The organism is Roseobacter sp. SK209-2-6 (assembly GCF_000169455.1).
Lineage (GTDB): Bacteria > Pseudomonadota > Alphaproteobacteria > Rhodobacterales > Rhodobacteraceae > Pseudophaeobacter.
In genome coordinates this window covers 25359-51789 of sequence record NZ_AAYC01000006.1, presented here as the reverse complement: position 1 = coordinate 51789, position 26431 = coordinate 25359, and the positions used below count along the sequence as shown (strand labels likewise).

29 protein-coding genes, 1 other RNA gene and 3 pseudogenes are annotated in these 26431 nt (G+C 57.1%); 12 read left to right on the top strand and 21 right to left on the bottom strand.

From position 1 onward, the window contains the following. Window positions 1–144 precede the first annotated feature (144 nt). Window positions 145–1818, top strand: coding sequence for an acetolactate synthase large subunit (locus RSK20926_RS10635; RefSeq protein WP_008206590.1), 1674 nt, complete (start codon window positions 145–147; stop codon window positions 1816–1818). Continuing rightward, complete coding sequence (locus RSK20926_RS10630; RefSeq protein ID WP_008206588.1) at window positions 1815–3200, top strand: aldehyde dehydrogenase family protein; 1386 nt, start codon at window positions 1815–1817, stop codon at window positions 3198–3200. Before RSK20926_RS10635 ends, RSK20926_RS10630 begins: the two co-directional genes overlap by 4 nt. A 54-nt stretch (window positions 3201–3254) precedes the next feature. Here RSK20926_RS10630 and RSK20926_RS10625 read toward each other — a convergent pair whose 3' ends face one another. From RSK20926_RS10625 to RSK20926_RS10590, 9 genes are all read right to left on the bottom strand, one after another. Beyond that, window positions 3255–3833 carry a hypothetical protein gene (locus RSK20926_RS10625; RefSeq protein WP_008206586.1) on the bottom strand — a complete coding sequence of 193 codons (579 nt, stop codon included), beginning with the start codon at window positions 3831–3833 and terminating at the stop codon, window positions 3255–3257. 318 nt (window positions 3834–4151) lie between these two features. Next, window positions 4152–4547, bottom strand: a complete 396-nt coding sequence (locus RSK20926_RS10620; RefSeq protein ID WP_008206585.1) for a helix-turn-helix domain-containing protein — start codon at window positions 4545–4547, stop codon at window positions 4152–4154. Continuing rightward, a complete protein-coding gene (locus tag RSK20926_RS10615) occupies window positions 4544–4996 on the bottom strand; it encodes a gp16 family protein (RefSeq protein ID WP_008206583.1) in 453 nt (150 codons plus the stop codon). The genes RSK20926_RS10620 and RSK20926_RS10615 overlap by 4 nt, the downstream gene beginning before the upstream one ends. A 3-nt stretch (window positions 4997–4999) precedes the next feature. After that, window positions 5000–5254, bottom strand: coding sequence for a hypothetical protein (locus RSK20926_RS10610; RefSeq protein WP_008206582.1), 255 nt, complete (start codon window positions 5252–5254; stop codon window positions 5000–5002). An 11-nt stretch (window positions 5255–5265) separates the two neighbouring features. Next, the gene (locus tag RSK20926_RS10605) at window positions 5266–5973 is read right to left on the bottom strand and encodes a DUF3164 family protein (protein ID WP_008206580.1); all 708 of its coding nucleotides are present in this window, start codon (window positions 5971–5973) and stop codon (window positions 5266–5268) included. 152 nt (window positions 5974–6125) lie between these two features. Next, window positions 6126–6199: hammerhead ribozyme type II (locus RSK20926_RS22475), an RNA gene on the bottom strand. Between the two features lie 10 nt (window positions 6200–6209). Beyond that, the gene (locus RSK20926_RS10600) at window positions 6210–6494 is read right to left on the bottom strand and encodes an HU family DNA-binding protein (protein ID WP_008206578.1); all 285 of its coding nucleotides are present in this window, start codon (window positions 6492–6494) and stop codon (window positions 6210–6212) included. A 174-nt stretch (window positions 6495–6668) separates the two neighbouring features. After that, the gene (locus tag RSK20926_RS10595; RefSeq protein ID WP_008206577.1) at window positions 6669–6995 is read right to left on the bottom strand and encodes a hypothetical protein; all 327 of its coding nucleotides are present in this window, start codon (window positions 6993–6995) and stop codon (window positions 6669–6671) included. Then, the gene (locus tag RSK20926_RS10590) at window positions 6995–7480 is read right to left on the bottom strand and encodes a hypothetical protein (protein ID WP_008206575.1); all 486 of its coding nucleotides are present in this window, start codon (window positions 7478–7480) and stop codon (window positions 6995–6997) included. Before RSK20926_RS10590 ends, RSK20926_RS10595 begins: the two co-directional genes overlap by 1 nt. Window positions 7481–7813: 333 nt before the next feature. Here RSK20926_RS10590 and RSK20926_RS10585 point away from each other — a divergent pair, with 333 nt between their 5' ends. Beyond that, a complete protein-coding gene (locus RSK20926_RS10585; protein ID WP_008206574.1) occupies window positions 7814–8008 on the top strand; it encodes a hypothetical protein in 195 nt (64 codons plus the stop codon). A 55-nt stretch (window positions 8009–8063) separates the two neighbouring features. Here the strand turns inward: RSK20926_RS10585 and RSK20926_RS22080 are convergent, their stop codons facing one another. From RSK20926_RS22080 to RSK20926_RS10575, 5 genes and pseudogenes are all read right to left on the bottom strand, one after another. Beyond that, entirely contained in the window at window positions 8064–8759 is a 696-nt protein-coding gene (locus RSK20926_RS22080; RefSeq protein ID WP_232281884.1) for a Mu transposase C-terminal domain-containing protein, read from the bottom strand. Between the two features lie 60 nt (window positions 8760–8819). Beyond that, window positions 8820–9335: pseudogene (locus RSK20926_RS23170) on the bottom strand (transposase domain-containing protein); the annotation flags it as partial. A 9-nt stretch (window positions 9336–9344) separates the two neighbouring features. Continuing rightward, window positions 9345–9551, bottom strand: a pseudogene (locus RSK20926_RS22470) (DNA-binding domain-containing protein); the annotation flags it as partial. 12 nt (window positions 9552–9563) lie between these two features. Continuing rightward, on the bottom strand, window positions 9564–10196 hold the full coding sequence (locus RSK20926_RS22070; RefSeq protein WP_008206569.1) for a DNA-binding protein: 633 nt from the start codon (window positions 10194–10196) through the stop codon (window positions 9564–9566). Beyond that, on the bottom strand, window positions 10193–10492 hold the full coding sequence (locus RSK20926_RS10575) for a hypothetical protein (protein WP_157133089.1): 300 nt from the start codon (window positions 10490–10492) through the stop codon (window positions 10193–10195). Before RSK20926_RS10575 ends, RSK20926_RS22070 begins: the two co-directional genes overlap by 4 nt. Before the next feature lie 39 nt (window positions 10493–10531). Between RSK20926_RS10575 and RSK20926_RS10565 the strand changes: the two are divergent. Continuing rightward, window positions 10532–11614 (top strand): annotated as a pseudogene (locus tag RSK20926_RS10565) (integrase core domain-containing protein). A 583-nt stretch (window positions 11615–12197) separates the two neighbouring features. Here RSK20926_RS10565 and RSK20926_RS23165 read toward each other — a convergent pair. Further along, window positions 12198–12452, bottom strand: a complete 255-nt coding sequence (locus tag RSK20926_RS23165; RefSeq protein ID WP_232281879.1) for a tyrosine-type recombinase/integrase — start codon at window positions 12450–12452, stop codon at window positions 12198–12200. Between the two features lie 49 nt (window positions 12453–12501). Then, window positions 12502–13227 carry a site-specific integrase gene (locus tag RSK20926_RS10560; RefSeq protein WP_008206559.1) on the bottom strand — a complete coding sequence of 242 codons (726 nt, stop codon included), beginning with the start codon at window positions 13225–13227 and terminating at the stop codon, window positions 12502–12504. A 561-nt stretch (window positions 13228–13788) separates the two neighbouring features. Here RSK20926_RS10560 and dusA point away from each other — a divergent pair. After that, entirely contained in the window at window positions 13789–14793 is a 1005-nt protein-coding gene (dusA, locus tag RSK20926_RS10555) for a tRNA dihydrouridine(20/20a) synthase DusA (protein ID WP_037254713.1), read from the top strand. Window positions 14794–14920: 127 nt separating this feature from the next. Continuing rightward, complete coding sequence (locus RSK20926_RS10550; RefSeq protein WP_008206557.1) at window positions 14921–15715, top strand: hypothetical protein; 795 nt, start codon at window positions 14921–14923, stop codon at window positions 15713–15715. Between the two features lie 92 nt (window positions 15716–15807). Here the strand turns inward: RSK20926_RS10550 and RSK20926_RS10545 are convergent, their stop codons facing one another. From RSK20926_RS10545 to ccmI, 3 genes are read right to left on the bottom strand one after another with little or no spacing between them, the layout of a single operon-like run. Next, window positions 15808–16050: a DUF1289 domain-containing protein gene (locus RSK20926_RS10545; protein ID WP_008206556.1), complete on the bottom strand. Its 243-nt coding sequence runs from the start codon at window positions 16048–16050 to the stop codon at window positions 15808–15810. Beyond that, window positions 16043–16516 (bottom strand): Holliday junction resolvase RuvX, encoded by a 474-nt coding sequence (gene ruvX / locus RSK20926_RS10540; RefSeq protein WP_008206555.1) that lies wholly within the window; start codon window positions 16514–16516, stop codon window positions 16043–16045. The genes RSK20926_RS10545 and ruvX overlap by 8 nt, the downstream gene beginning before the upstream one ends. After that, window positions 16513–17751, bottom strand: a complete 1239-nt coding sequence (gene ccmI / locus RSK20926_RS10535) for a c-type cytochrome biogenesis protein CcmI (RefSeq protein WP_037254811.1) — start codon at window positions 17749–17751, stop codon at window positions 16513–16515. The genes ruvX and ccmI overlap by 4 nt, the downstream gene beginning before the upstream one ends. 246 nt (window positions 17752–17997) lie before the next feature. Here ccmI and RSK20926_RS10530 point away from each other — a divergent pair, with 246 nt between their 5' ends. After that, the gene (locus RSK20926_RS10530) at window positions 17998–19242 is read left to right on the top strand and encodes a sarcosine oxidase subunit beta family protein (RefSeq protein ID WP_008206551.1); all 1245 of its coding nucleotides are present in this window, start codon (window positions 17998–18000) and stop codon (window positions 19240–19242) included. A gap of 32 nt (window positions 19243–19274) precedes the next feature. Here RSK20926_RS10530 and RSK20926_RS22825 read toward each other — a convergent pair whose 3' ends face one another. Next, window positions 19275–19469: a hypothetical protein gene (locus RSK20926_RS22825; RefSeq protein WP_157133088.1), complete on the bottom strand. Its 195-nt coding sequence runs from the start codon at window positions 19467–19469 to the stop codon at window positions 19275–19277. Between the two features lie 50 nt (window positions 19470–19519). On the opposite strand from RSK20926_RS22825, the gene RSK20926_RS10525 reads away from it, so the two are divergent. The 5 genes from RSK20926_RS10525 to RSK20926_RS10500 all read left to right on the top strand — a co-directional run bounded on the left by RSK20926_RS10525 (window position 19520) and on the right by RSK20926_RS10500 (window position 25518). Then, window positions 19520–19861, top strand: a complete 342-nt coding sequence (locus RSK20926_RS10525; protein ID WP_008206550.1) for a sarcosine oxidase subunit delta — start codon at window positions 19520–19522, stop codon at window positions 19859–19861. Window positions 19862–20018: 157 nt separating this feature from the next. Then, the gene (locus RSK20926_RS10520; protein WP_008206549.1) at window positions 20019–23051 is read left to right on the top strand and encodes a sarcosine oxidase subunit alpha family protein; all 3033 of its coding nucleotides are present in this window, start codon (window positions 20019–20021) and stop codon (window positions 23049–23051) included. Beyond that, window positions 23044–23610 carry a sarcosine oxidase subunit gamma gene (locus RSK20926_RS10515; protein WP_008206548.1) on the top strand — a complete coding sequence of 189 codons (567 nt, stop codon included), beginning with the start codon at window positions 23044–23046 and terminating at the stop codon, window positions 23608–23610. The genes RSK20926_RS10520 and RSK20926_RS10515 overlap by 8 nt, the downstream gene beginning before the upstream one ends. Window positions 23611–24583: 973 nt before the next feature. Next, entirely contained in the window at window positions 24584–25006 is a 423-nt protein-coding gene (locus tag RSK20926_RS10505; RefSeq protein ID WP_157133087.1) for a hypothetical protein, read from the top strand. 89 nt (window positions 25007–25095) lie between these two features. Continuing rightward, the gene (locus RSK20926_RS10500; RefSeq protein WP_008206541.1) at window positions 25096–25518 is read left to right on the top strand and encodes a hypothetical protein; all 423 of its coding nucleotides are present in this window, start codon (window positions 25096–25098) and stop codon (window positions 25516–25518) included. 166 nt (window positions 25519–25684) lie between these two features. Here RSK20926_RS10500 and RSK20926_RS10495 read toward each other — a convergent pair whose 3' ends face one another. After that, window positions 25685–26425: an FkbM family methyltransferase gene (locus RSK20926_RS10495; protein ID WP_008206539.1), complete on the bottom strand. Its 741-nt coding sequence runs from the start codon at window positions 26423–26425 to the stop codon at window positions 25685–25687. Window positions 26426–26431: the final 6 nt, after the last annotated feature.

Here is a 26431-nt window from a genome sequence, read left to right as displayed (position 1 = left end):
GTGGTTGAATTGCCCTGGTTCTTCCGAGGACAAGCAGCACCCGGATCCACAGATGGTGCAGGCAGCCGACAATCTAATAGAGTATACACAACAGGTAGCGCGGCCAAAGCTGCGAGCCTATCCGCATTAGCATCAGGAGATTGCATGTCAGCCTCTATCCCCACCGCACCATCGCCTTCCAAAGCCTCTGACCTGTTGGTTGCGGCGCTTGAGGCTGAAGGCGTCGAATATATCTTTGCCGTGCCGGGTGAGGAAAACCTCGACGTTCTGGAATCGCTAAGAACCTCCAGGATTGAGCTGGTGCTGACCCGGCATGAACAGGGCGCGGCCTTCATGGCGGCCACCTATGGCCGGCTGACCGGAAAGGCCGGGGTCTGCATGGCAACGCTGGGTCCGGGGGCGACCAATTTTGCCACCCCGGCGGCCTATGCGCATCTGGGCGGCATGCCGCTAATCATGATCACAGGGCAAAAGCCGATCAAGAAATCCAAACAGGGCCAGTTTCAGATCATCGATGTGGTGGGCCTGTTTGCACCAATCTGCAAGATGTCGAAACAGATTGTGCATGGGAACACCATCCCGTCCCTAATCCGTGAGGCATTCCGTGTCGCACAAGAGGAACGCCCCGGTGCAGTACTGCTTGAACTGCCCGAGGATATCGCCGCCGAAGACACCTCGGAACCGGTGCTGCAACCGCATCCGCGCCATTATGCCGTGGCCGGTGACACGGTGCTGAACGAAGCGGCTGATATGATCCGCTCGGCAAGGATGCCGCTGCTGTTGCTGGGCGCAGGCGCCAACCGCAAACACGCGCGCAGCGCGCTCAGCCAGTTCGTGGAACTCACGCAAATCCCATTTTTCAACACGCAGATGGGCAAGGGGGTGGTGGATGAGCGGTCCGGTCTGTTTCTTGGCACCGCCGCGCTGTCTGACGGCGACTACCTGCACTGCGCCATCGAACGGGCCGATCTGATCATCAATGTCGGCCATGACGTAGTTGAAAAACCCCCCTTCTTCATGGAAGACGGGGGCACAAAGGTAATCCACGTGAATTACAAGGCCGCGCAAGTGGATCAGGTCTATTTTCCGCAGGTCGAGGTGATCGGCGATCTGGCGCAATCCATTGCCCAGCTTGGGGAAAAACTGGGCGGACCGGTGGATTTTGACCGCAGCTATTTCGAACGGGTCAAACGGGAAACCGATCTGCATACCTCTGAAGGGGCGGACGACATCCGGTTCCCGGTGATCCCGCAGCGCTTTGTGGCGGATACCCGCAAAGTCATGGGAGATTGCGATATCATCGCGCTGGACAATGGCATCTACAAGATCTGGTTCGCCCGCAACTATCAGGCCTATCAGCCCAATACCGTACTGCTGGACAATGCGCTGGCGACAATGGGGGCGGGGCTGCCCTCGGCGATGATGGCCGCCAAGCTGTACCCTGATCGCCGGGTCATGGCGATCTGCGGGGATGGCGGGTTCATGATGAACAGTCAGGAGATTGAAACCGCCGTCCGACTGGGGCTGAACCTGGTGGTTACCGTGCTGAACGACAGCTCATACGGCATGATCCGATGGAAGCAGGCCCACGCGGGCTTTGACGATTGGGGACTGAAGTTCAACAACCCCGATTTCGTGCAATACGCCAATAGCTATGGCGCAAAGGGACACCGGATTGAGCGAACCGAGGATCTGGTTCCGGCCTTCGAGGCGGCCTTCGCCGCTGGCGGCGTGCACCTGATCGATCTACCGGTGGATTACAGCGAAAACCAGCGCGTGCTGATCGACGAGCTGGCCGCAAAGGTCTGTCTGATATGAGTGGCGTTCTGGAAGTCCCGAACCCTTTTGACCTGACCAGAGTGGGCAGCGTGGAGCTGAGCGGTTGGGATGATACCGACGCCATGCTGGACGCCGCCTACGCCCTTTATCGCAATCGCGACAGGTGGCTGCCAGCCTACAAGAGGATCGAAATCCTGAAGGAAACCGCCCGCCTGATGTCCGGGCGTGCCGAGGAACTGGCCCTGCTGATCGCCAGCGAGGGCGGCAAGCCGCTGGTCGATGCGCGGGTTGAAGTCGCGCGCGCCATTGATGGGGTCGAACTGTGCGTTCACGGGATCGGTCAGATGTCCGGTCGCGAGATCCCGATGGATCTGACCGAAGCTGGGTCAGGCCGCATTGCCTTTACACAGAAAGAGCCGATCGGCGTGGTAGTCGCGGCCAGTGCGTTCAACCATCCTCTCAACCTGATTGTACATCAGGTTGCCCCGGCGGTGGCCACAGGATGCCCGGTGATCGTCAAACCGGCCTTAGATACCCCTTTGTCCTGCGAGGCATTCGTCGACATTCTCCATCAGGCAGGCCTGCCGCAAGACTGGTGCCGTTTCGCCGCCTGCGACAATGAGACGGCGGAACAAATGATCACCGATCCGCGCGTTGGCTTTTTCTCGTTCATCGGCTCTGCACGGGTTGGCTGGATGCTGCGCTCAAAACTTGCACCCGGAACCCGCTGTGCGTTGGAACATGGTGGCGCAGCGCCGGTGATCGTGGATGAAACCGTTGATATCGACACTATGATCCCATTGTTGACCAAAGGCGGGTTCTATCATTCCGGGCAGGTCTGCGTCTCCGTTCAGCGTGTCTTTGCCGCTGCAGCCATGGCCGCTGATATCGCGCAGAAACTGGCCAATGCAGCGGCTGCGCTGAAGGTCGGTGATGCCCGCGACCCCAATGTGGATTGCGGTCCTTTGATCCGCCCCGCCGAGGTTGACCGTGTCGAAGAATGGGTGGACGAGGCGGTTCAGGCTGGGGCGGCCGTGCTGACCGGCGGCAAGCGTCTAGGGCCCACAACCTATGCTCCCACGGTTCTGTTGAACCCGCCCGCAGATGCCCGCGTCTCAACCACCGAAATTTTCGGGCCGGTCATTTGCGTCTATGGCTACGACAGCCTGGAAGATGCCTATCAGGTCGCAAACAGCTTGCCCTTTGCGTTTCAGTCTGCGGTTTTTACAAAGAGCCTTGATACCGCGATGCAGGCCATACAACAGCTGGATGCAACAGCTGTTATGGTGAACGATCATACCGCATTCAGAGTGGACTGGATGCCATTCGCGGGCCGCCGACAGTCGGGCTACAATACAGGCGGTATCGGTTATACCATGAAGGACATGCTACAGGACAAGATGGCTGTGATCCGGTTGTGACGTGTTGGGGTTATGTAGTGATCTGCTTATTTTACCTCATCGTCTAATAGTTCGTCAGATTACCCTCAAACCGACCCTCCGAGAAACTGCGACGGATTTACGTTTTGTCCCGTCCTCAGCGATCGCTCCCTTTTTGCAGCGATAGGGCAGTTTGGATTTGGCGCAGCTTTCACCGAAGAATGACCGCAAACGGGAAGGCTTTAAAGAAACCCGATTGTTAGCAACGCGCGTTTGGCCCGCTCGACGGTGCGAACGTGACATCCCAGGGATTGGGCGATTTTCCGATGCGGCTGGCGGGTGAGAAGCGCAGCCCGGAAGGCCGCCATTTGCCGCCATTTTCCGAGCTTGGCTGGACTGTGTTCCAAGCGGGATTTGGATCCGACCCGGACCGTAGGTATCGACCAGCCAACGCGTGATCTTTTCGCCAAGCTGCTCGGTTACGATCGAATGCTTCAGGCTGCGCTCATGTGGGATGTGGGTCTCTGTGCCGCCATATAGGCCGGTCAGGTTCCAGACGGCGGCGGGGCCCAGGCTGTCTTCCAGCTCTTCCAGCATCTCGGAAACGGTCATTCCGAGATCGATCATTTCATCACAGGTCAGCAGGGTCGGAGGAGGGGATTTTGTATCTGCCATAGGCTCTTGATGCTGATAGGCGTCGGTTTCTACCGCCCCGTCAATTGACGGGTGCCAGACCTAAAGCGCAAGGGTGGCTATCTGAGGGGACTTTGGTAGACGGGGTGAGGCGATTTGCGGGCCTCTGCGCGTCGTTTCTGTCTGAAGGCCACTCCGGGGCGGAAAAGATCTCAAGCGCGCACCTAACCCCTTTATGTGGTATTTTACGGCGAAGCTGGGATCCTTCCGCGCCTTCGATTGTTGATCTGCAGAGGGGAGCGGGCTGATCGGGACGATTGGGTCCGCGATTTAGTCTGGAATGAACGACCAGAACGGGGGCTAGAGAAACAGATCAGGCTGCCTTTTATCTTTCGGGCGACGCAGCTCAGCGGACATACGTTCCACCGTCCGGATATGAACATCGACTTCTTTGGCAATGGCCGAATGGCTGAGGCCCTGATCCAATAGCATGGCGATCCGCTGTCGGCGTCCGGTTTGACCACAGAAGTTTCCGGCAGGAACCAGCATCTTGCCGCTGCCCAGAAGCCTGTAGAGCTTTTGCGCATTGGCCAGGCCGACGATTTTTGCCAGGGAACAGTCCGGGGCAGGGTCCTTCGCGATATAGATTTCGCGCCCGCCGCACTGCTTGGCGAGGCGAATGGCCAGATCGACGCCGATTTCCTCAGCGATCAGTGCCAGCACGCCGGGCAGATAGGGTTTGAACGCCGCACTCATGTGCCATGGCCCGTCCAGTTGAATTCAATCTCGACACGCTGGCCCCAGGCCTTGAGGGCCTGAATGACCTGGTCGATTTTTTCCTGATCACGCAGGGCATCCACATCGAGCGGTATATGCCCCCAAACCTTATGGAACCTAGCCCGGATAAAGCTGTTCAGCCCCTTGCGACTGGGATCCTCCAGCACACCCGCTTCGCCAAGCTTCTTCCAAAGCACATGCACCAGGCGCAGGTTTTGGCGAGAGGCCTGGGGGCGAGATTTTCCCTTTGCCTGAACTTTGAAGCCGTCATCTTTAAGCCGGTCTAAAACCAGATTTAACTCGGCGGTGTTCATGTCGGTCATAGACGCCTTGCCGGTCACTGCAAGTCGCAGCGCACGGCGCGCGTCACTGTCGATGCCAAGCGCGCAGCAGCCGACGTGGATCTTCTTTTGCAGGTCACATTTCATGACTCAGCTACTCGTCGCAATCAGGGGTACAAAGGGGTGAAGCTCAAGGATGCGGTTGACCAGGCGGTCCACGATGGGACTGCTTTCATCATGTGCGACCTGGGCCAAGAGGCCGGGGTGCAGATTGGTCAGCTCAAGCTGGGCTTCAGTGAGGGCAAGGCGACTGTCCAGAACCAGAGAGGCCGTGTTGACCCGCGTTGCATAAAGTCTGAAGCCTTCCCGGATCGATTTGCGGATCTGTTCTTCGGTCATTGCCATGAGCGCACCTCTCAAGCCTTGGCCAGGTCGATGGTGACCGGTTCAAACTTGTCCTCCGTGCTCTCACGGTTCTGGAACTGGATGTAGCTTGCGGAACCGATGACGCGGATCGCGTATTTGATTGCCCGCTGGCCATTCTGCCAGCGTTCGTCATCGCTTTCGGTGTTCAACAGAATAAACACATGGCTGCGATTAATCGTGCCCGCTTTGTCGGTGTCAAAGGCATTGGCGACAAAAGAGCGAAGTTCGGCGCGTGTATCTTCAGACCATTCGTTCAAACATTCATCAAAGAGCGCTTTGGCCGCAAAGATCTCAGGTCCAAACGCGATCCGGTCCTGAACCCGGATCTTTACCTGCATCAGCCCGTCAAAGGTCGAATAGGTTTTATTCCCGCGCATACCGCCTTTCTGTGCACTGTACTCTTGCGCCAGAAGGGCATCAAACTGGCCCAGGTTCTCATAGCAGTGTCCCTTGAAGCGCTTGATTTGACTGGAAAGCGCCAGCGCATAGCCGAACTCTCGCCGGACCAGCTCATCTTCAAGCCGATATTGAAGACGATATTGAGATTTGACGGCTTCAACGGGTTTCAGATCTCCGCGCGCATCCATCATGTAGTCTTTGCCCTGCGCGGAGATTCCCGGTGCTGGAATTGGAGCCGGTTCGAATTCCGAAGAGCTTGGGTTTAGGGGGGCGCGCAAGCCAACCAATATCAAAGCCATCCGCTTCCATATCCTTGGCCTGCTCCATGGGGAGGGGAACACTCCATCGGTGTTCGTTTCCGGAGCTAAGAATAACCGCTCCGATAGGCGTAAAGCTGAGGTCTTCCAGCTTGGCAAAAACTGGTTCCTGGTTCATGTGGAATTCTCCTGAGTGGTGGCTGCTCATCAGATCGGGATCACCACGTCCCGATGACCGCGCCCGGCAGAACCGGGCGGAGTTTCGCAAGGGGAGGGGGCTAGGCGTTCAGGCGGTCCTTTGCCGCCTTGGCGGGTTTGAAGGAAAGGGAGGAGGAGGCCGCGATCTCGATTTCCACACCGGTGGAGGGATTGCGCCCCTTTCGTGCGGCCCGCTCGCTGCGCTTGAACACGCCAAGGCCAGGAATTGTCGTGTCCGATCCGCCCTCAGCGGCTTTGATGATCTGTTCGGTGAGGGCCGAAAGTACTGCTTTCACAGCCTCTTGAGATTGGCTGGTTTCTTCTGCAATCGCTCGGATCAGGCCGGAATAGTTCAGTTTACCCATGGTTTTGTCTCCTAAGGTTGGGTGAATGCGCAAAGGCGCGGGGTTCAGGCCCCGGTGGGGTCCAGATGGTCGGCAAGGTTGCGAAGAAAGATCGCCAGCCGGATCTTCAGAGGGAGGGGTTCGGTCACTGCTCGCCCTCTTTTTTGAACATGCGACACGCGCGGCAGGCACGGGTCATACGCACCCGGAAGGGGCTGCCTGGGTCCAGTTCTCGGCTTGCTTGCGAAAGTTACGACAAGCGGCGCTTTCGACCTTCTTGCGAAGAGCCGGGCATTGGACCGGGGCGTTCATAAAGACGTCTCGCACCGCGTTTTCGATGCCCGCCAGGTTGCCAGGATAGCAATTGCGGATAGCCTGGCTAACGACTGTGGCGCTCATGCCAAGATTAGCCGCTACAGCGTTTTGTGAGGCACTGTCGCACTCTGAAACCAAGGCGGCGATCCAGTCCGGCAGGACTTCACCCCAGGCATCCCGGGCAATGATTTCCCTATCGCTCAACATTACAAACGGCCTCCCGGTGCGTAGACGATTTTTTCCTCATTTGGGTCGATCACGACGGTCATTGATTGATTGTGCGGGGGCAGCGGGCCGCTGTTTTTTATCAAGAGGAGGGGGGGGGCTTCCTTCAGTTGCCGGGTGCGCGCAGAAACCCGCAGATAGCCTGCCTTTCGCACGACGCGGCAATATTCGAGGATTTTCCTTTTGCTGATGTCTGGGCGGGCAGGGGCCAGCGCAGCAAACAGATCAATCGGACGGCAGCGCTTTTGCCGCCTGATGGCGGTCCAGATGACGCCCTCTTTGCTATTGCGCTTGTCAGTGGCACCGTTGCGGATTTCATCCGGGGTCTTGGCCGTGTAGAAAACCTTGCCTTCGCTGCGGCCCCAAACCCGGATCGCCTGGGCGTTCTTCAGGCGGGACAAATATCGGCTGCGGGTTGCTTCGATCGGGCAGATCCCGGCCACATCTTCGGTGGTGAAGAAATCCAATTTCTGGATGTAATCCCAGATTGCGCGCTCTTCAGCCCCCTAGGTTCGGGGCTCGGCAGTTCAACCGCTTCCGTCCCTTGGGATAGGCGCTCAAGATGCAGTGCAAGCCGTTTCTGGCTCCACTCTGCACCGATGGGGCCTTGAGCGGCCAAGGCCTCAAGGTTGGTGGCCTCTTCTGCCCCCCATATGGTGTAAAACTGCGTATGCGCCTCGCGGCCGCATTCGGTGACCAGGCCTCTGCGCCGCAAAGACCGAATGAAGTTTTCACGGACCCAGAAGCTGGCGCCGCAGTGGGCGTCAATTTCAGCATGGATAAAGCGCAGGTGGCTCTGGATGAATTCCAGGATCTCTCGCTCCGAGGGGTTTTTTTACCGGGATCTGCATTACTTCAGCCCCCGGCGCTACGAGGCCGGGGAGGCCGTGGGTCCGGCCTTGCAGCGCTTTGACCAAAGTGGCCATTTTGGCGACATTGGTCAGGGGCTGAACGCTGTTGCCGATTTCAATGTGCTGTGTCATGCTCGCTCCTAGTCAGTTGTTGCCGTCGCCGAGGGTCAAAGCCAGGCGGTGTCATTTCTTTTCAGGGTTAGCCGGCGTTGTTGCCGCCTAAGCTCTTGTGGATCTCAAACCGTGCTTCAAATTCCGGGTGGTCGAAGTAGCCCTCCAGCCAGCTTGCTTCCTTGACGCCAAGGGGTTTTCCAGCCCGCTGCCGCTCCATGAGGTCCAAGGCATCCTGGAACCGCTGTTCAGGGTCCTTTGGGACCTTGAACTCGCCGGGTCTGGGCCGGGCTTTGGGTTTGGCCTTGCCGGTGTTCAGTTCCAGAATGAGGGCCTCCTGGGCCGCGTCCGATGTGCGGTGCGATTTGAAACTGGTTGCCGGAACCCGGTTGGCAAAGACCAGGGAAACTACTTTGGCCTCCGCCAGCGGCGTGGGGTCGGTGGTTTCGCGGCCCGCGTTCATATCTGCGGCAAGCTGTTTCGGTGAAATCGGCGCATGCAGAGAAGCAAGTTTCTTTTCTGCTTTGGCAATGTCGCGCTTCTGCTTCTCTCGAGTGCGGGCGCCTTCCAGATTGAAGAAGTCAACCTTTTTCAGGCACTCGGCAAAGCCCAGGTGTTCGCCTGTCGGTTGGTAAACATGAACGCCGCTGTGCAGGTCTTCAGGGTCAAAGCGGAAAACGACTTGCTTGCCTGCCTCTTGGCTCATCCAGGCGCAATGGTAGACATTCTCGTGAAAGGTCAGGCTGCCATTTCGCTTGTGCAGCTTGCCGGTGGCCTGTCCCATCAGCCAAAGATTGCGCTGCTCTTCCGTCGCCTTCAGGATCGGTGCCGTTGCGTAGCTTTCGGCAAAGGTCTCGTCAAAAGAGCGCCCTTTTGCGGTGTCAGAGCGGCGATCAGGCCGCGCGTTGTGCTCTTCCATTTTTTCGGCCAGAACCTCGACAAATTCGCTCAGCGGAATTGCCCGGCTCATATAGTTTTCCTGCTTGGCATCAGGCCGGTTGCCGACATAGGCCCCGGTAAAGCGTGGGTCTTTTGCCACGTCGCTTGCCAAGTCGCGGAAAGCCCGCACGATAGGCTTGGATTACCCGCTGGCGGGCTTTGCCCAGGTCAGCTTTATGCCCAGCTGGGTCAGAACGCCGTGTGGATCGTCTTCCCGGACTTTGAAGCGGAACCGGGTTGGGGAGCCTGCCGTCATCCATTTTTTGGTGAATTCATGGCCATTGTCGAAAACACAACGCTTGGGAATGCCCCAGGTGTCCACCATCTCGCCAAAAGCAGCCATCACCATGACTTTGTTTGGGTCGTTGTCCACCCGCCAGGACAGGAACTTGCCCGAATAAAGATCCTGAAAGGCCACCATCTGCGGCCGCTAGATTTTCCCGTTAGGCCAGAGGACAAAAACATCGAATTTGTGGCAATCCGCATTTACCCCTTCCAGGGCATGCTGGCCGGATTTGTCCCGGATCTGGGCCGGATAGCACCGGAGAAGCCCCTTTAAGCCTTCGCGCTTGTAAACCTTTGTGGTGCGCTGAGCAGCGGCATCCATCCAGCGTTTGGCGGTCTTCTGGATGGGGTAATCCCAGCCTTGCTATTGGGCGTGTTTGACGGCTGCTCTGTAGCTCTGGGCAAAGGTTGGCTGTTCCAGGAGCAGATAGGCGCTCTGCAGCCAGTCCATAGAGGGTTTGAACTTCGCCCTGTCTTCTCTTCTGGTCCGCTTTTTGGGGGGCTTTGGCGCCAGGTAGGCAAGCCGGTCCTCCTGTGCCACGCCTTCGACCACAGCAAGCCAATTATAGACAGTCCGCGGACTGACGCCGAGCGCGACAGCAACAGTTTCAACAGCATGCACATGGGTGCTTCCACTCCGGTGCATGACCCCAATTTTATGCAAGGCATCCTGACGGGTGATCGCCTCAGTTTTTGCTTTCTGGCTCAGCCCTTCATAGATGGCCCAGGCCTCGCCCCGCTCTAGGCGCTGTGGCTCTTGCTTTTCCAGGTCTTTAAGAAGCCTTAAACGGGTCTTTAAGGGCAGGATTGACCAATGGTAGAAGAGCCCGCCGCTACGCCCTGGGCGGTGTTTGATAGCATTCGGCTGTTTTGCCCAGCCCTTGCGCTCGGCAACCAGATTGACCCCGCGGACTGTGCCCGGCAGACCCGGCAGTTTCGCGGAGGCAAGATCCTTGGCTGACCACCAGACCCGCTCTGGGGTAGGTGTTCCGGTCATTGTGCCGCCTCCCGCTTGCTGCTGAAGGTGATCACCTCGGCCGTGACCTCTTGGTCTTCTTCCCCGTCTTCAGGAAGTTCCGCCAGCAGTTCGGCCAGGGCGGCACGGTTGATTTCAACAAAGTCCCGCTGGGCGCGTTTGGAGGCGTGTGCCCAGGCATAACAGAGCTTGAAAAGCTGTTGTTCAGGGGCGGATTTAATCACCGCGCCTGGGGCGTTCTTGCGGTTCAGAACTTCTTTGGCGGATTTGGCTTTGCCATCGCCCAGGGCTGGAGTAGCCCCCTGAAAGTGGTCCACCAACTGGGATAGATTGTCCCACAAATTGGAGGATCAGCGATGGCTGGGAAACGAGAGAAACCCGAAGAGATTGTATCGAAGCTTCGTCAGGTTGAAGTTCTGCAGGGACAAGGTGCGACGATTGCCGAGGCGGTGCGCTAGATCGGCGTGACGCAGCAGACCTTTTGCCGATGGCGCAAGCTCTACGGTGGGATGCAGCGATCTCAGCTCGCACGGCTGAAGGAGCTTGAGAAAGAGAACTTGCGGCTTCGGCGCGCGGTATCTGACCTGACGCTGGACCAGCTCATTCTGACGGAAGCGGCAAAGGGAGTGATAGCCGTCTAGGAATTGATCCTGCGGATCAATTCAGGCCTGAACGGGCGGAGCCCCTGAGCCCTTCGCGTCGTCGTAAATGCATCGACCATGTGCGGAAGGAGCTGGGTGTGTCTGAGCGCCGGGCCTGCCGCACTCTGGGTCAGCATCGATCGACGCAGCGCAAGGTGTCCCAAGGCCGGGCCGATGAAGAGCGTCTGACCGACGACATCATAGAACTGGCCGACCAATACGGGCGCTATGGCTACCGCATGGTCACTGGCCTGCTGAACAACGCAGGCTGGCCCCCTCTCGGCAGATTTGGCTTGGCCAAATCGCCTGCCGGGCAACGGATGATCCGCGTCGATCTTAAACTTAACTCAACCGATGTGCTGGACACGCTGACCGACCTGTTCATCCTGCGTGGGCCGCCGCAATATATCAGATCAGACAATGGCCCGCTCGCCATTGGGCTCGAACCAATGGCGCCTTCAATGGCCCGGAGTTCATTGCCCAGAAGGAGCGGGACTGGATCGCCGCCGTCGGCGCAAAAACCGCTTATATCGAACCAGGGTCACCCCTCTCGGGACATCGCCATGCGATGCCCTGCCGGGCAGTGCATGGGAGAACGGTTACTGTGAAAGCTTCAACGCCCGCTTCCGTGATGAATTGTTAAACGGTGAGCTGTTCTATAGCCTGCGTGAGGCCCAGATCATCATCGAGCAGTGGCGAGTTCACTCCAACACGGTCAGGCCACACAGTGCTTTGGGATATCGTCCGCCCGCGCCAGAAAGCATCGTTCCGATGGACCAGAGGCCGACGATGCACTAACAATCGAACCGGACCTCCCGTTGGGGGAATGCCAGACTGATTTTGCGGGTTCGAAATCACTGCCGATGCATATTTGTCGTTCTCACCTGAAATAGTGACGTCGACATCTTGCGGTTTCAATGTTGTCATTTTCTCTTCCTGTATTTTCTGATTGAGGATCTTCCCCGGCTTTCGCCGGAGATGAAGGTGCTTGATTGGCGCCTATGAATGGTTGTTTTCAGTGTGGTCAGGCCGCACTCAATTCCTCCCAGAGGGTCGCAAACTCATCTCTCGAAGCGGAGATTTTCTCATCGATGAGCTCGGCCATTTCGATGAGCGAAAGATACTTTTGAGCCTTTTGGCTTCTGCGGCTGTTTGCGCCTTCGTCTTCAATGAAAAATACCTGAGACGGATTGTTCCACTGTTGATTTTTTGCGGAAGCGTTTCGGGGTGGTATTGGAGGTATCCTGCCCCCTGTTCAAACGGGATCGAGGGGCTTGAGCCGAAGTGAGCGATTAGAAGGTCGATGGTTGTCATTTGTGTCTCCTTTGCTGATGGTCACGATCTGCGAGCGAATTTTCCGATCCGAAAGGGGGGGTGAATTCTATTTTTTGCGTGCCCCCTTTCGGACGACGCTCTCCAAAACTTCAGTTTCCGGTAGGTTTTGGGTGTCGCAGACAAAGGTCAGCCAAGACCAACCCTCATATTTGTCTCCAACCTTCATGACGTGGGTGTAGCGTTCGAGACACGCAGCGCCTTTGTGACCAGAAGTTTTGGCTACAAACTCCGCCTGAGTGCCTATTTCTGAGAGTCGGCTGATTGCTTCGTGGCGGAGGTCATGAAAGCGCTGATCTACCACACCGACCTTTTCCCGATGCCGACGGAACGCCGCTCCGACAGATCTGGGATCAAAACGGGAAAATAAACTCAGAAATTCGAGACATCACTCGAATTATGGCGATCGCCACAGGGGGGAGATCGCACCAGACGTTGTTTCGTTTCTTCTGGCGCGGATGCTTCATCTCGCGGACGCGGATCTTCGCTTCTTCCTCCCTGAAGTCTTCCCATCGAAGATTACAAATCTCACTGATGCGACGTGCGCTGAATAGAGCAAAGACTAGGATTTGGCCCACGGGAATTTTTTGCCGCTTATTCTCGAAAATGGCCGTAAGGATGCGATCGAGTTCCCACACCTCTGGCCTACGATCACGCTGCTCCGAACGTGCGAGCACTTCGTCTTCCCACATCGTCCGCATCGCGATTGCGACAGCTTCGACTGGGATGACTGTTCCTCGGTCATTCGCCCAGTTAAGCGTTCTTGCGAGATGGGACATGTAGCCAGCTACGGTTTGCGGGCTTCGTTCCTCGGATGACAAAAGGTCGGCAAAATCATACAGCTGTTGCTGATTGAGAGTGCTTACCTTGGTCTGGTCAAACTCATGATTGGCAATGAACTTCAGCGTGTGTTCTGCGGTTCGGGCAAGTTCTGCCCCACGCTGCAGACGATCTTTGATGACATCGGCAATTGTTGTATTTGCGACTACGTGTAGAGGAACTCCACGTTCTTCAATTTCCAGCAGTCTATTGTTGCGCCAACTCTTGGCCGAGGAGAGCCGAGTGAATGTCTTGCTCATGCTGTGTTGCTTGCCATCAATTCGCCGCCGAATTTGGACAGTGAAGGAAAACTTCCCGTCACCAACGGGCCGGCGGTTGATGTTCGGTTCGCTGAACTTGTCCTGTTCCGCAGGTTTGCTCGGCTTTACGTTGGCATCTTTATCTTGTGTCGAATCCTGTGAAGGCGATTTTTGAGGTGCGCGAGACGCTGCAGTGGTCTGCGGGAAGGGGGCATGACGGTCGTCCTTGCGTTCGCCAACATGATCTCTCTCAGTCTTTCCTGAGTGCTCTTTTCCATACGTGTCATTTGAGTTTCTCTTCTCTGATAGTCTTCATGGATGACTAGGGCGCAGAATTCAGAAACCGCATCGGAGGTTTGAATCCCTGAGCCCAGCGATTGGTGGAAAGAAAAGGGGGGATCTCGACAGAAAATTGATCCGTCTTCGGACCCCTGTTTGCGCCTTTGAGATGTGCTACACCGTAGCTCGCTCGAATCGAAAACCTCGTAAAAACCCCCGAAATGCGGTGAAAACAGGGGAGATCGTGCTACGCGGAGTCTAAGGTGAAGTGGAGCTAACGCTTTGAAAAACAACGCACAAAAAGCAGCGCGTTTAAGCGTGGCACCCATGATGGATTGGACAGATAGGCATTGCCGTTTTTTTCACCGTCTGCTGTGTCATGAAGCGCTGCTTTATACTGAGATGGTGACCGCACCTGCTTTGGTTCGTGGTGGGGCGCTTCATCTTTTGGATCATAATGCCGAAGAACATCCCCTTGCGTTGCAACTTGGAGGGGCGGACCCGGTTGAGCTGGCCCAGGCTGCAAGACATGGCGCGGAGGCGGGTTATGATGAAATCAACCTCAACTGTGGCTGTCCCAGTGACCGGGTTCAATCTGGTGCTTTTGGCGCCATACTGATGAAATCCCCCGATCTGGTTGCGGATTGCGTCGCTGCCATGCAGGCCAAAGTAGCGGTGGAGGTCACGGTGAAATGCCGGATTGGTGTGGATGATCAGGAGCCCAGAGAGGTTCTTCCGCGATTTCTGGAGAAAATCCGCGCGGCAGGGTGCCAGCGCGTGACAATTCATGCGCGCAAGGCCTGGTTGCAGGGGCTAAGCCCTAAGGAAAATCGTGATATTCCACCACTGGACTACGAGTTGGTGCATGAGATGAAGCAGGCCTTTCCAGATCTGCACATCTCCTTAAATGGGGGTATTGCCTCTTTGCTGGAAGCGCTGCCGCATCTGGAGCGGGGGCTAGATGGCGTCATGGTTGGGCGTGCGGCCTATCACCAACCGGCAGATATTCTGGCTGAAGCGGATCCCCTGGTTTTTGGAACCGGAGAAGTAACAGACCCTGTGGCGGCCGTCCGAGACATGCTGCCCTATATTGAGGCGGAGATGTCCAAGGGCGCACGTCTGCATCAGATCACGCGCCATATGCTGGGAGCATTTGCGGGCCGTCCCGGCGCGCGGGCCTGGCGTCGGCAACTCTCCGAAGGCGTGAGTCGCAAAGGAGCGGGGCCAGAACTGGTCGAACAGCGCTTGATTCCTGATGGTAGCAAATTCAGTTGCGCTGAAGCGTAAAGATGCTTTGAATCCTAGCCTGACAAATTCTGCCGCAGGCAAGAAAAAGAGTGCCGGAATCCAGGCTGAACAAGGGGCGCGGGTTCTGCAATATCCCTCTAGTCAATAAGCGCCGGGGTATCGAGGTATGAGTGATTACCAGCAGTTTTTGTCCCGAGGCTGGATCCGTTTCCAGCAGGACCCGGCAATTTTAACTTGGGCCCAGCAGGCGTTGCCCATGGGCCAGGCCGCAGCCCGCAATCCAGAGCACCAGCATTGGATGGATTGTGAAGGAACCTGGTTCATCGGGGTTGATGCACTTGAAAACTTCCCTGACGGGAGCCTCCCTGATGGGACGCCGCTAAAAGGCAATGCTGTGGAGTTCATCAAAGAACACCTGGGGGCGCTGCCTGCTCTGCATCGGGCGCAACTCTCTATCACCTATCCGGGCTACCCCAAACCACGCGCGGGCGAAGGAGAGGCGGCCTTTGGCTATCGCCTGCGCCGCGATGCGGCCCATGTGGATGGGGTGAAAATGTTTGGTGACAGCCGCAATCGCCGGGTGGAAGAACCCCATGCTTGGGTGTTGGGCATCCCGTTGAATCTATCCTCTCCACAAGCGGCCCCACTGGTGATTTGGGAAGGAAGTCATGAGGTTATGCGCCGCGGGTTTTCTGCGGCCTATAAAGGGATTGAGCCTGAAGAATGGCATCTGGTGGATGTGACAGAGGCCTACAAGGCGGCGCGGGCTGAGGTATTTGAAACCTGCAAGAGGGTCACCGTGTTTGCCAAACCCGGTGAGAGCTATCTGATGCATCGCCTTTGTCTGCACGGTGTTGCGCTCTGGGCTCCGGAGGCCCCAGAGCAGGCGGAGGGGCGGGCCATTGCCTACTTTCGCCCAGACCTTGTCGGAGGTGTTCCAGCCTGGCTGAGCTTGCCCTGATTGCTTGCCCGTTTACCCAATGCGAAGGGAAAGCGCATTCTTTGCACTTAGTTGGAGGCAAAGGGGGGGAGTATAAGAAAACAACAGGCCTGTTAGCGGTTCATCCGGGCAGCGCGTCCGCCACGACGCTTGGTCAGCCCTTTGGCGCGCGTGGGCAATTCTTCCATCACACCCCGTCGTTCCTCATTGGACATCTTTGACCAGCCGGTGATCTCTTCGATCGAACGGTAGCAGCCGGTGCAAATCCGCGCCTCTGGGTGCACGACGCAGATTTTCACACAGGGCGATTGAATTTCATCGCGCTGCCAAACGCCGTCGCTGTTGTTGTCAGCCATCTTTCATATGCCTCATGCGATCCAAAGCTCCCTGTAGAATATAGGAAGCGGCAACGTGATCGATAACCTCTGCGCGACGTTTGCGTGACGTATCTGCCTCAAGAAGCGCTCTTTCTGCCGCGACAGTGCTGAGGCGTTCGTCCCAGAAGGTGATTGGCAACTCGGTGAGCTTTTCCAGATTCCGGGCAAATGCGCGGGTCTTTTGACAGCGAGGACCCTCACTTCCGTCCATGTTGCGGGGCAGGCCCAGCACCAAGCCGCCGATCTCGCGGGCTTTGGTGATTTCAAACAGGCGTTCTGCGTCGAGGGTGAACTTCTTGCGGCGAATGGTTTCCAGCGGTGTGGCCACTGCACCAATGCGGTCGGAGATGGCGATACCAATGGTTTTTTCGCCAAAATCCAACCCTGCAAGCGCCGTAAAGCCGGGAACGGCCTGAGCAAATTCTTCGATAGTTTCACAGATCATTCGCTCAATCCTGCCTCTGCAGCGGTTGTTTCAATCAGAGCCAGAGCCTCGGGCGTTTCCGCAAATCGCGTTTTGGCCTCTGCATAGATGGCGGCGGCGCGATCTTGCTCTCCCAAAACCGTCAGGGCCTTGATCAACCGCGCCCACTCCGGAGGGGTTCCGCCGTCATTGGCTAACCGGTCAGAAAGCCCATCTACCATATTGCGGATCATGGCCACGCGGTCCTCAGCGCTGAGGCTCTGTGCGGCCTCTACTTCCTCGGAGGAAGGACCTGCCAAACCAGAGGCCGCGGCCGTCGGGGGCGCGATAGGGCGGTAGTCGATACCGGCGCGCAGGGCCATGTTCTCTATCTGGGCTTCAATACCCTGGATCCAAGGGGCGCCCGCGGGGCCCGCACGCAGCGTGTCGACCCAGATACGGAAAGCGATATCGGGCCGGTCCAACTGCCCTTGTAGCAGGCCGAGATAGTAGCGTGCCGGACCGTTTGAGGGATCCATGGCAAAGACCCTGTTCAGGATCTCCTCGGCCTCTGGCGAGACATAGCCCCCAGTTGCCATGATCATCAGTTCTGCCAGTTCTCCATAGTCCTGTGCTTCAAGATCGCCGGACATGATCGTGATGTAGTTCTGCTTGGCGTTATAGGCGGCTTTGAAGTTTCCGAGATTGGCCTCATGTTGTGCCAACAAAGCTTGCCCCTGGGCGTCATCCGGGCGCTCGCCCGCAGTCTTGCGCAGTTGTGCCACCAAATCGAGGTAGCTTTGCTCGGCTTGCGGTTCTGCCGCAGCAGGGGTGGCCTCCTCTGCCTCCGCTTGGCTGGGGCGGCTCTGGGCGTAACTTGCAGAGGCTTCAATACGAGTGGAAAGCCCCATATCCCCATATCCCGGAGCGCCCAGGATCTGATAGAGGCCAAGGGTGCCTGCAACGATCACAACAGCGCTGATCAGGGCTGTACTGCGGCTAAGGCCAAGTGGCTGAGATGCGCCTTGCGTTTGGCTTTGCAGCTGTGCATCTGTCGCCAAAATGCGGCGCGAAACTTCGGTTCGGATACGCTCTGCGTCGCTCGGGTTGATCACACCGCGCGCCAGGTCCTTTTCCACGTCGCGCAACTGCTGCTGGTAGACGCGCAAATCATAGGCCGCTGGCGGTTCTCCATTTTGATGGCTGCGCAGCAGGATAAGTGCCAAAAGCCCTGAAATGGCCAGTGCTACAAAGGTGATAACGATCCAGAAAACCATTGCCTCTCCGATCTGGGCGCGGCTTGGGGCACCCGTGGTCTGCTGCACCATCTATAGGGGGAGGGGGCCAGACAAAAGGTCTATGTTGGCGAATGTGACGATCTGAGGCTGATTGGGCCTTTTCTAGCGGGGGAGGGTCGAATTGACCCAATGTCGCAAAGGTGCAAGATAGCGACGATAAACGGCGCAGAATTGCGATGGGCCTCGGGCATACCAGTGGGCAGTCACGAAGCATCGGATTCGCCCATGAAACGTTATTCTGCCTTTGCGGTCGCCAGGGAAGCTCTGCGCTACCACACCGGATGGGAGCGCGCTTGGCGCTCACCTGAACCCAAACGCCACTACGATGTTGTTATCGTTGGTGCCGGCGGCCATGGCCTGGCCACCGCCTATTACCTTGGCAAGAATTACGGCATTACCAATGTCGCAATTGTTGAAAAGGGCTGGCTGGGCGGCGGCAACACCGGCCGTAACACCACCATCATCCGCTCGAACTACCTGCAGGACCCTTCGGCTGCGATCTATGAAAAGGCGCGCAGCCTCTATGAGACCATGTCGCAGGATCTGAACTACAACGTGATGTTCAGCCCCCGCGGCGTCATCATGCTGGCGCAGACCGAGCATGAAATCCGTGGCTACAAGCGTACGGCACACGCCAACGCGCTGCAGGGTGTTCAGACCGAGTGGATCTCGCCGGAGCGCGTGAAAGAAATCGTGCCGATCATCAATCTGCATGGTCCCCGTTACCCCGTTCTGGGTGGTCTCTGGCAAGAGCGCGGCGGCACTGCCCGTCACGATGCGGTGGCCTGGGCCTATGCGCGTGCCTGCTCTGATATGGGTATGGACATCATCCAGAAATGCGAAGTGACTGGCGTGCGCACCGAAGGTGGCCGCGTTGCAGGTGTCGACACCACCAAGGGTGCCATCGATTGCGACAAGATCGGTATGATCGTTGCAGGCAACGCCTCGGTTCTGTCCGAAATGGCCGGCTTCCGCCTGCCGATGGAGAGCGTTGCGCTGCAGGCCATGGTTTCCGAGCCGATCAAACCCTGCATGGATGTGGTTGTCATGGCCAATACCGTGCATGGCTATATGTCCCAGTCCGACAAGGGTGAGATGGTCATCGGCGGCGGCACCGACGGGTTCAACAACTACACCCAGCGCGGCTCTTTCCACCATATCGAGGAAACCGTGCGCGCGCTTTGCGAGACCTTCCCGATGGTCAGTCGTCTGAAGATGCTGCGCCAGTGGGGCGGCATTGTGGATGTGACCGGCGACCGCTCGCCGCTGATCTCCAAAACCCCGGTTGGCAACTGCTTTGTCAACTGCGGCTGGGGCACCGGCGGCTTTAAGTCGATCCCGGGATCTGGCTGGGCCATGGCGGAACTGATGGCCACCGGCCATTCGCCGCTGACCGAGGAGTTCTCGATGAACCGCTTCAAGGAAGGCAAATTCATCGACGAGAGCGTCGCTGCGGGCGTGGCTCACTGATGCGGTTTCCTGAGAAATCAGGAAAGAATGGTTCAGCGATCGTGCCCGTTGTCGCCCATGACACCCTGCCGAATTGCTTCGGCTCTATCATAGCCGGGGCCTGGAGAGTGTGGCGAATGGGTTTGTCTTTGTTGTTTCTTGCGGGTGCGGCTTCTGATGAGAAGCCAGACACCTGCAGCAAAGACGGCGATGGCGGTGAACGCTGTAATATACGGTCCGATACTCATGTTCTCTACCTGAGCATGCGGTCACAAATTTTCAAGCGAGGAGTAGCGCAATGCTGATCCTGGAATGTCCCTACTGCGGCGTCAAAGCCGAAGAAACCGAATTGGCCGCGGGCGGCGAAGCGCATCTGAAGCGCTTTGGCCCTGGCTCGAACGATGATGAGTTCCATGACTACCTGTTCATGCGCGAAAACCCCAAGGGCGTTCATTTTGAACGCTGGCGGCACGCGAATGGCTGCGGCAAGTGGTTTCATGCTGCCCGCTGCACCATGACCCTGGAAGTCTTTGGCACCTATAGCGCCCAGACAACCGAGCCGCCGCAGGAGATCAAGGACAAGATCTCCGCCAAGCGTCCGGGCTGGACCTGGCGCGAATTCACGGATGGTCAGAAATGATCCGCTTCCTTTCCAATCGGTCCTTGCCCGGCAGCATAGCCGGGCAGCGCCCGACCCTCCCCACGGGAGGGCGCTTCGCACCCACCCAGGGTCTGGCGCTCCCCTCAGAGTTCACTTGCAGCCTGGTCTGCAATTTCACCTTTGAAAGGTCCTCAACATGAGCACGCGTCTTGCCAATCAGGGCCGGCTGATCGACCGCTCCAAACAGATCGAGTTCACCTTCAACGGTAAACGTATGAAGGGTTATGCCGGGGATACCCTGGCCTCTGCACTGCTGTCCAATGATCAGATGATGATGGGCCGTTCGTTCAAGTATCACCGCCCTCGTGGTGTTGTCGCATCCGGTTCCGAGGAACCCAATGCGCTGATGCAGCTGGGTGTGGGTGACCGCTATGAGCCGAACCAGCGCGCCACCACAACCGAGCTGTTCTCGGGTCTGACCGCGCAGTCGCAGAACCACTGGCCGAGCCTGGAATTCGACGTTCTGTCGATCAACAACAAACTCAGCCGCTTCCTGACTGCCGGCTTCTATTATAAGATGTTCATCCACCCGCGTCCGCTGTGGAAGCACGTCTATGAGCCGATCATCCGCCGCTCTGCCGGTCTGGGCGCTGCCCCGGACAAAGAGCTGAAGGATGCCGATACCTACGAGCATTTCTACTTCTTCTGTGACGTGCTGGTCATTGGCGGCGGTGTTGCCGGTCTGCAGGCGGCCAAAGCGGCTGCGGCAACCGGTGCCAAAGTCATGCTCATGGAGCAGAACAACCATTGGGGCGGCCGCGCGCCGGTTGATGGCGGCACCATTGATGGTGACACGCCAGAGACCTGGATCGAGAAGACCCTGGAAGAGCTGCGCGGCATGGAAAATGTCACCCTGCGCGACCGCTGCATGGGCTCTGGCGTCTATGACCACGGCTATGCCCTGGGTTATGAGCGTCTGACCGATCACGTGCCGGGGCAGGGTGGTCCGCGCCACCGTCTGTGGCGGATCCGTGCCAGCCAGATCGTCACCGCGACCGGTGCCATCGAACGTCCTCTCTCCTTTGCGGGCAACGATGTGCCGGGCGTGATGCTGGCCGGTTCCATGCGCGACTATCTGGTGAACTGGGGCGTGAACCCAGGGCAGAAAGTCGTGGTCGCGACCAACAATGACGATGCCTATCGAACCGCTCTGGCGCTGCATGAGGCCGGTGTCGAAGTGGTGCGCGTGGTGGATGCCCGCGAAACCGGCGGCGGCGCCTTGATGGAAGCCGTGCGCGAAAAAGGCATCCGGGTTGAGCTGGGCCGTGCCATTGCCAAAGTGAAGGATGGCCCGCGTGTCACCAAGGTCGCGATCTGCGCCCAAAACGGTGAAGGCGGCGCCCGTGAGGAAGTCGAAGCGGATGCTGTTGCCATGTCCGGCGGCTGGTCCCCGGTTGTGCACCTCTGGTCGCACTGCGGCGGCAAACTGACCTGGGACGAAGCCCAGGCGCATTTCCGTCCCGATCCCGCGCGCCCGCCACTGGGTGCCGATGGTGAGGGCTTTGTGGTAACAGCCGGTTCCGCCAGCGGCCCTCTGGGCCTGGGCGCCGTACTGGAAGACGCAGCTGCGGCAGGCTCCAAGGCAGCGGAAGCTGCTGGTTTCCCGGCCAAATCCGTGGCTGCGTCGCAAGGTGCCTCTGAAGACGAAGCCCAGATGGAAGCGGTCTGGCTGATGCCGGCCAAAGCTGACATCAAGCTGCGCATGAAGACCTGGCTGGACTACCAGAACGACGTCAAGGTTTCCGACGTGCAGCTGGCAGCACGCGAAGGTTATGAAAGCGTTGAGCACACCAAGCGTTACACCACTTTGGGCATGGCGACCGATCAGGGCAAGCTTTCGAACATCAATGGCCTTGCGATCCTTGCCGACAGCCTGGGTTCGGAGATCCCGCAGGTGGGCACCACCACCTTCCGTCCACCGTTCCACCCGATCTCTTTGGGTGTTATCGGTGGCGAAGCCCGTGGCGACATTTTCCAGCCGGTGCGCAAGACACCGATCTATGACTGGAACGATAGCAACGGCGCGGATTGGGAGCCGGTTGGCCAGTGGCGCCGTCCCTTCGCCTATACCCGCAGCGGTGAAAGCCGCCATGACGCGGTGAACCGCGAAGTGAAGAACACCCGCGAGAACCTCGGCCTGCTGGATGCCTCCACTCTGGGTAAGCTGATCGTCAAAGGCCCGGATGCGGGCAAATTCCTAGACATGATGTACACCAACATGATGTCGACACTGAAGATCGGCAAATGCCGCTATGGTCTGATGTGCACCGAGAATGGCTTCCTGATGGATGACGGCGTTGTGGCCCGCATCGATGAGGACACCTGGCTCTGCCACACCACCACCGGCGGTGCCGAGCGCATCCACGGCTGGATGGAAGAATGGCTGCAGACCGAATGGTGGGACTGGAAAGTCTATGTCGCCAATGTGACCGAGCAATATGCTCAGGTTGCGGTTGTTGGCCCCAAAGCCCGCAAGGTACTGGAAAAGCTGAACACCAAAGCCGGCGGCGGCATGGATGTCTCGAAAGAGGCGCTGCCCTTCATGGAATGGCGAGACGGCAAGATCGGCGGCTTTGACGCCCGCGCGTACCGGATCTCCTTCTCGGGAGAGCTGTCCTACGAGATCGCGGTTGCGGCCTCTGACGGCCAGGCTTTCTGGGATGCGCTGATGGAAGCAGGCAAAGAGTTCAACGTCATGCCCTATGGCACTGAAACTCTGCACATTCTGCGGGCCGAAAAAGGCTTTATCATGATCGGTGACGAAACCGACGGCACTGTCATTCCGCAGGATCTGGGCCTCAACTGGGCGCTGTCCAAGAAGAAAGAGGATTACCTGGGCAAACGCGCGCAGCAGCGCTCGCACATGGCGGACCCCGAACGCTGGCAGCTGGTTGGTCTGGAGACCGTTGACGGTTCGGTTCTGCCCGATGGTGCCTATGCGGTGGGTGAAGGCGTCAATGCCAATGGCCAGCGCAATATGATCGGCCGGGTCACCTCGACTTACCATTCCGCAACCCTGGACCGCGGCATCGCCATGGGCCTCGTCAAGCACGGACCCAAGCGTATGGGCGAAGTGCTGGAGTTCCCCGGCACCGACGGCAAGATCTACCAAGCCAAGATCGTTGACCCGGTCTTCTACGACAAGGAAGGGGAGAAGCAGAATGTCTAATCCTGTTACTGCGACCAACGGCGCCCGTTTTTCGGGCATCGCCACTGTCGAAGATGCTGGCCTGCAGGGCATGATCACCCTGCGCGGCGATCTCTCCTCTAAGACCCTGGCGGCGGCAGTCAAGGCCGCCACCGGCGCGGGGATGCCCGCACGCGGAAAGATCGAAGTGGCAGAGGGCGGCGCTGCCGCCTGGATGTCCCCGGATGAGCTGTTGTTGCTGGTTCCCTATGGTGAGGCTGTCGCCAAAACCGCTGAACTGGCGGAGGCCCTGAAGGGCGAACATGCGCTTGCGGCCAATGTCTCTGACGCGCGGTCTTTTTTCCGGGTCTCCGGCGAAGGTGCACGCGAGGTTCTGGCCAAGATCAGCCCGGTTGATCTGTCACCGGCGGCGTTCCAGGCAGGCGATTTCCGCCGCAGCCGCACCGCACAGGTGGCCGCCGCTCTCTGGTTGCAGGAAGACGGTGCTTTTTACGTGGTCTGCTTCCGCTCGGTTGGTGCCTATATGTTTGATCTTTTGAAAACATCGGCCCACCCGCAATCTGCAGTCGGGGTATACTGACCTCAACCGATTGTTGAGTCTTTGCCAAAGAATGAGGGCGACCGGCATTCCCGGTCGCCTTTTTTCTGTTATTGATAGCTTTGCACCGGATAAGTTCCCGAAAGCTGTACGGTGAATAGGGCCTTTGGCGAATTTTTAGACCTTCCGTCCTCTGGGTTGGCGCTTTAACTATAAGTTTAGTAATTATATTTTTTCCCGACCTTTGCTTCTTTTCCAGGATCTTGAACCCTTCTGAAGTCGCTTAACCGGTCGGGTGCGTTCCTGAAACACCTGGCAGGTATTCTATTTCTTGATTTTGAGTAATTTCTCTTGTGACGCGAATTGGCGTCATGTTACAAGGATCGGACGGAGAGCAACTGAGAGTTGATGTTGTTTCCGCAAGAATGTTGAAAAATGGAATTTGGTGCTGGATCTGAAAGAGGTCCATAGTAACGGGTAGGGTCTGGGTTTAGATGTTGTTTTGCGGGCGTTTTGCCCTTGTGGGGGCCTTTTTTGCCTTTTTTTCCGCGATTGCACAGGCGAACACATATACTTGTCAGATCGAAGCTCTGACGGATGGGTTCTGGTTTCCCAAAGAGGTTTCATTTGTTCTCCAGGATGACGAGGGCAATGGGTTGCTGCTGGGAGCGCAAGAAGGTGCGCCAATTCCCGTAAAATCCTATCGACGTAGTTCGGCGACCTACCTGATGGACTGGACTGTAAATGAGGCTTTGCGTCCAAACGAGCCCGCACATGATATGGACCGTCGAGGAAAACGCTACCGTGCCTTGTTTAACGTGAAGAGGCTCCGAATGTCGTTGCAGGTCTTGGGATATAACACGTTAAATAGTTCACCCTCACGTGGTACAGGGGATTGTATTCTCTTGGATCCTTAGCCACTTTTCCCTTTGTGCAACTTAGGGGGGAATAGATTCTTTTTTCTCTCCTTTGGTGTGAATGAAAAGTCGCGGGCGTGCCCGTTGAGGAGAAGAAATTGAAAACTATTTTGACGACCCTTGCGCTGGTTATGGGCTTTGGTTCCATTTCAACAGCGGCGCAGGCAGAAGACCGCTATATTTGTGAACTAACTTCCTATTCTGATATTGGTTGGATTTCACCAAAACTACTTGTGGCCATAGACGATGATAAAAAGACCGGCTGGGTCTATGACGCTTTCATCAAGGAGTTTGTTGGCGACCCCCTGAGTGTGACTTTTGAACGGCGCAAACCGCATATCTTTACTTTTGGTTGGCGGATCAAGGAAGTGGAGTATTCCAATGGTATTGGGTCGGATAGCCCGCAGTACCGGGCAATGTTGAACCTAAAGACGATGAGACTTAACGAAACCGTTGTCCTGAAAGGCATGGATGGACTTCCATTGCGTGGACAGGGGAAGTGCGAACCTTACAAAGGGTAATGGGCTGTTTCTGGCCATTTCTCAAGATCCAGGCGATTTGCGACCAGAATTCTGGATACTGTAAGGCCTTGAAGGTGAAAGATAGTTAGATGATCAAGAAGTGCCTTTCTTTAGCTGTGATTGCTTGTCTTACAGGACAGGTAGCCATAGCCAGCGGAAAAGAAACATACTCCTGCCGTTTTGAAGGTTATGGAACAGCAGCCGAGCGCAGCTACATTCCAGAGGTTGTCAGATTGGTTCTGAACAGTGCTGAGAAGAGCGTTCTTGTTGGTGTCTCCTTCAAGGGGCCTGTTAAGGGTAAACTCTGGCCTGCTGAAGTGAGCGGTTTTGGGAAAAAGAAAACAATCGTGCGCTGGCGTTTCAATAACGTTGAAACCAAGGGCAGCACAGAGCTCTCACTGGACTATACGCTTCGGCTTCACAACGGAAACAAGACCGTGACGGTCAGGGCCTGGCCCCGCGGGTATGACGACGACATCCGCGGCAAAGGGAGTTGTCAGCTGATTAGTTGATTTTGGTATTGAGACTTCTTTTTGCTTTGTGCTTCACGGATACAGACTACTTCAGAGTAGGCTGTACCGGGGGGCACCTTTTCCAAAGGCGTCAATGATCAATTGTCACCGATGTGATAGTGTGTTTCGAGGGCCTGAACCGAGCATTCGAACCGATTGCCTCACTTTACTTGGAAAACAAGAATGTGGGAAAACGTGTTAAGGCGCGTTCGCTGAGCAAAGGGGCATTGCCCGTTTCCAAACCAGTATCTTCGCGACAGCAGCTATAAAAAGATAGCTGTTCTGCAAGAGTTTGCATGCGGTCATACCGTTCGGATTCTGCCAGAAACGGTGCATGGGTTGATAGAAAAAGCGCGGGACGCTGTTCTCTTAACCAAGGTAGAAGGTGCGGTAAAACGTCGAATTCGGCGCCTTCAATATCCATCTTGACCAGAGTGACCCTGGATAAGTTGGCGTTGGTAGCAAAGTCGTTCCAGCCAACTGTAAGGACATCTGAGCCGTGGCTGCCATCATTCAATAAGCTAGTCATGCTATCGCCAGCCTCACCGCCGAATGAGGCCATACGGGCAATCCCCATTTTCTGGCTTAGAGCCACGGAAAAGGCGGAGACATTGGTGATTTTGTTTAGTTCTAAATTCCAGGCCAAGTGGCGAAAAGCCACCGGATCTGGTTCAAAGCAAAAAACCCGCCGGGCCTTTCTCGCACCATATAGAACCGTTGGGCCAATCCAGGCGCCAATATCTAGGTAGTCGTGCTGAGCATCAAGATGTGCATCCAGAACCGCAAAGGTTTCTGGTTCCCAATTGCCAGAAGAAGCCTTGTGCCAGAATTTTGAATGATAGGGGTCAAGGCGGAAGGGGAGACCATTCAGGGATCCGTTGCAGTAGCCCCGAGCGCGGTAGTACATCTTTCG

Excerpts from the sequence above, each read along its gene's own strand:
- RSK20926_RS10635 (WP_008206590.1), top strand. The coding sequence starts at position 145 with ATGTCAGCCTCTATCCCCACCGCACCATCGCCTTCCAAAGCCTCTGAC.
- RSK20926_RS10630 (WP_008206588.1), top strand. The coding sequence starts at position 1,815 with ATGAGTGGCGTTCTGGAAGTCCCGAACCCTTTTGACCTGACCAGAGTG.
- RSK20926_RS10625 (WP_008206586.1), bottom strand. The coding sequence starts at position 3,833 with ATGGCAGATACAAAATCCCCTCCTCCGACCCTGCTGACCTGTGATGAA.
- RSK20926_RS10620 (WP_008206585.1), bottom strand. The coding sequence starts at position 4,547 with ATGAGTGCGGCGTTCAAACCCTATCTGCCCGGCGTGCTGGCACTGATC.
- RSK20926_RS10615 (WP_008206583.1), bottom strand. The coding sequence starts at position 4,996 with ATGAAATGTGACCTGCAAAAGAAGATCCACGTCGGCTGCTGCGCGCTT.
- RSK20926_RS10610 (WP_008206582.1), bottom strand. The coding sequence starts at position 5,254 with ATGGCAATGACCGAAGAACAGATCCGCAAATCGATCCGGGAAGGCTTC.
- RSK20926_RS10605 (WP_008206580.1), bottom strand. The coding sequence starts at position 5,973 with ATGGCTTTGATATTGGTTGGCTTGCGCGCCCCCCTAAACCCAAGCTCT.
- RSK20926_RS10600 (WP_008206578.1), bottom strand. The coding sequence starts at position 6,494 with ATGGGTAAACTGAACTATTCCGGCCTGATCCGAGCGATTGCAGAAGAA.
- RSK20926_RS10595 (WP_008206577.1), bottom strand. The coding sequence starts at position 6,995 with ATGTTGAGCGATAGGGAAATCATTGCCCGGGATGCCTGGGGTGAAGTC.
- RSK20926_RS10585 (WP_008206574.1), top strand. The coding sequence starts at position 7,814 with ATGAATTCCAGGATCTCTCGCTCCGAGGGGTTTTTTTACCGGGATCTG.
- RSK20926_RS22080 (WP_232281884.1), bottom strand. The coding sequence starts at position 8,759 with ATGGGACAGGCCACCGGCAAGCTGCACAAGCGAAATGGCAGCCTGACC.
- RSK20926_RS22070 (WP_008206569.1), bottom strand. The coding sequence starts at position 10,196 with ATGACCGGAACACCTACCCCAGAGCGGGTCTGGTGGTCAGCCAAGGAT.
- RSK20926_RS10560 (WP_008206559.1), bottom strand. The coding sequence starts at position 13,227 with ATGAGCAAGACATTCACTCGGCTCTCCTCGGCCAAGAGTTGGCGCAAC.
- RSK20926_RS10550 (WP_008206557.1), top strand. The coding sequence starts at position 14,921 with ATGAGTGATTACCAGCAGTTTTTGTCCCGAGGCTGGATCCGTTTCCAG.
- RSK20926_RS10545 (WP_008206556.1), bottom strand. The coding sequence starts at position 16,050 with ATGGCTGACAACAACAGCGACGGCGTTTGGCAGCGCGATGAAATTCAA.
- ruvX (WP_008206555.1), bottom strand. The coding sequence starts at position 16,516 with ATGATCTGTGAAACTATCGAAGAATTTGCTCAGGCCGTTCCCGGCTTT.
- ccmI (WP_037254811.1), bottom strand. The coding sequence starts at position 17,751 with ATGGTTTTCTGGATCGTTATCACCTTTGTAGCACTGGCCATTTCAGGG.
- RSK20926_RS10530 (WP_008206551.1), top strand. The coding sequence starts at position 17,998 with ATGAAACGTTATTCTGCCTTTGCGGTCGCCAGGGAAGCTCTGCGCTAC.
- RSK20926_RS22825 (WP_157133088.1), bottom strand. The coding sequence starts at position 19,469 with ATGAGTATCGGACCGTATATTACAGCGTTCACCGCCATCGCCGTCTTT.
- RSK20926_RS10525 (WP_008206550.1), top strand. The coding sequence starts at position 19,520 with ATGCTGATCCTGGAATGTCCCTACTGCGGCGTCAAAGCCGAAGAAACC.
- RSK20926_RS10520 (WP_008206549.1), top strand. The coding sequence starts at position 20,019 with ATGAGCACGCGTCTTGCCAATCAGGGCCGGCTGATCGACCGCTCCAAA.
- RSK20926_RS10515 (WP_008206548.1), top strand. The coding sequence starts at position 23,044 with ATGTCTAATCCTGTTACTGCGACCAACGGCGCCCGTTTTTCGGGCATC.
- RSK20926_RS10500 (WP_008206541.1), top strand. The coding sequence starts at position 25,096 with ATGATCAAGAAGTGCCTTTCTTTAGCTGTGATTGCTTGTCTTACAGGA.
- RSK20926_RS10495 (WP_008206539.1), bottom strand. The coding sequence starts at position 26,425 with ATGTACTACCGCGCTCGGGGCTACTGCAACGGATCCCTGAATGGTCTC.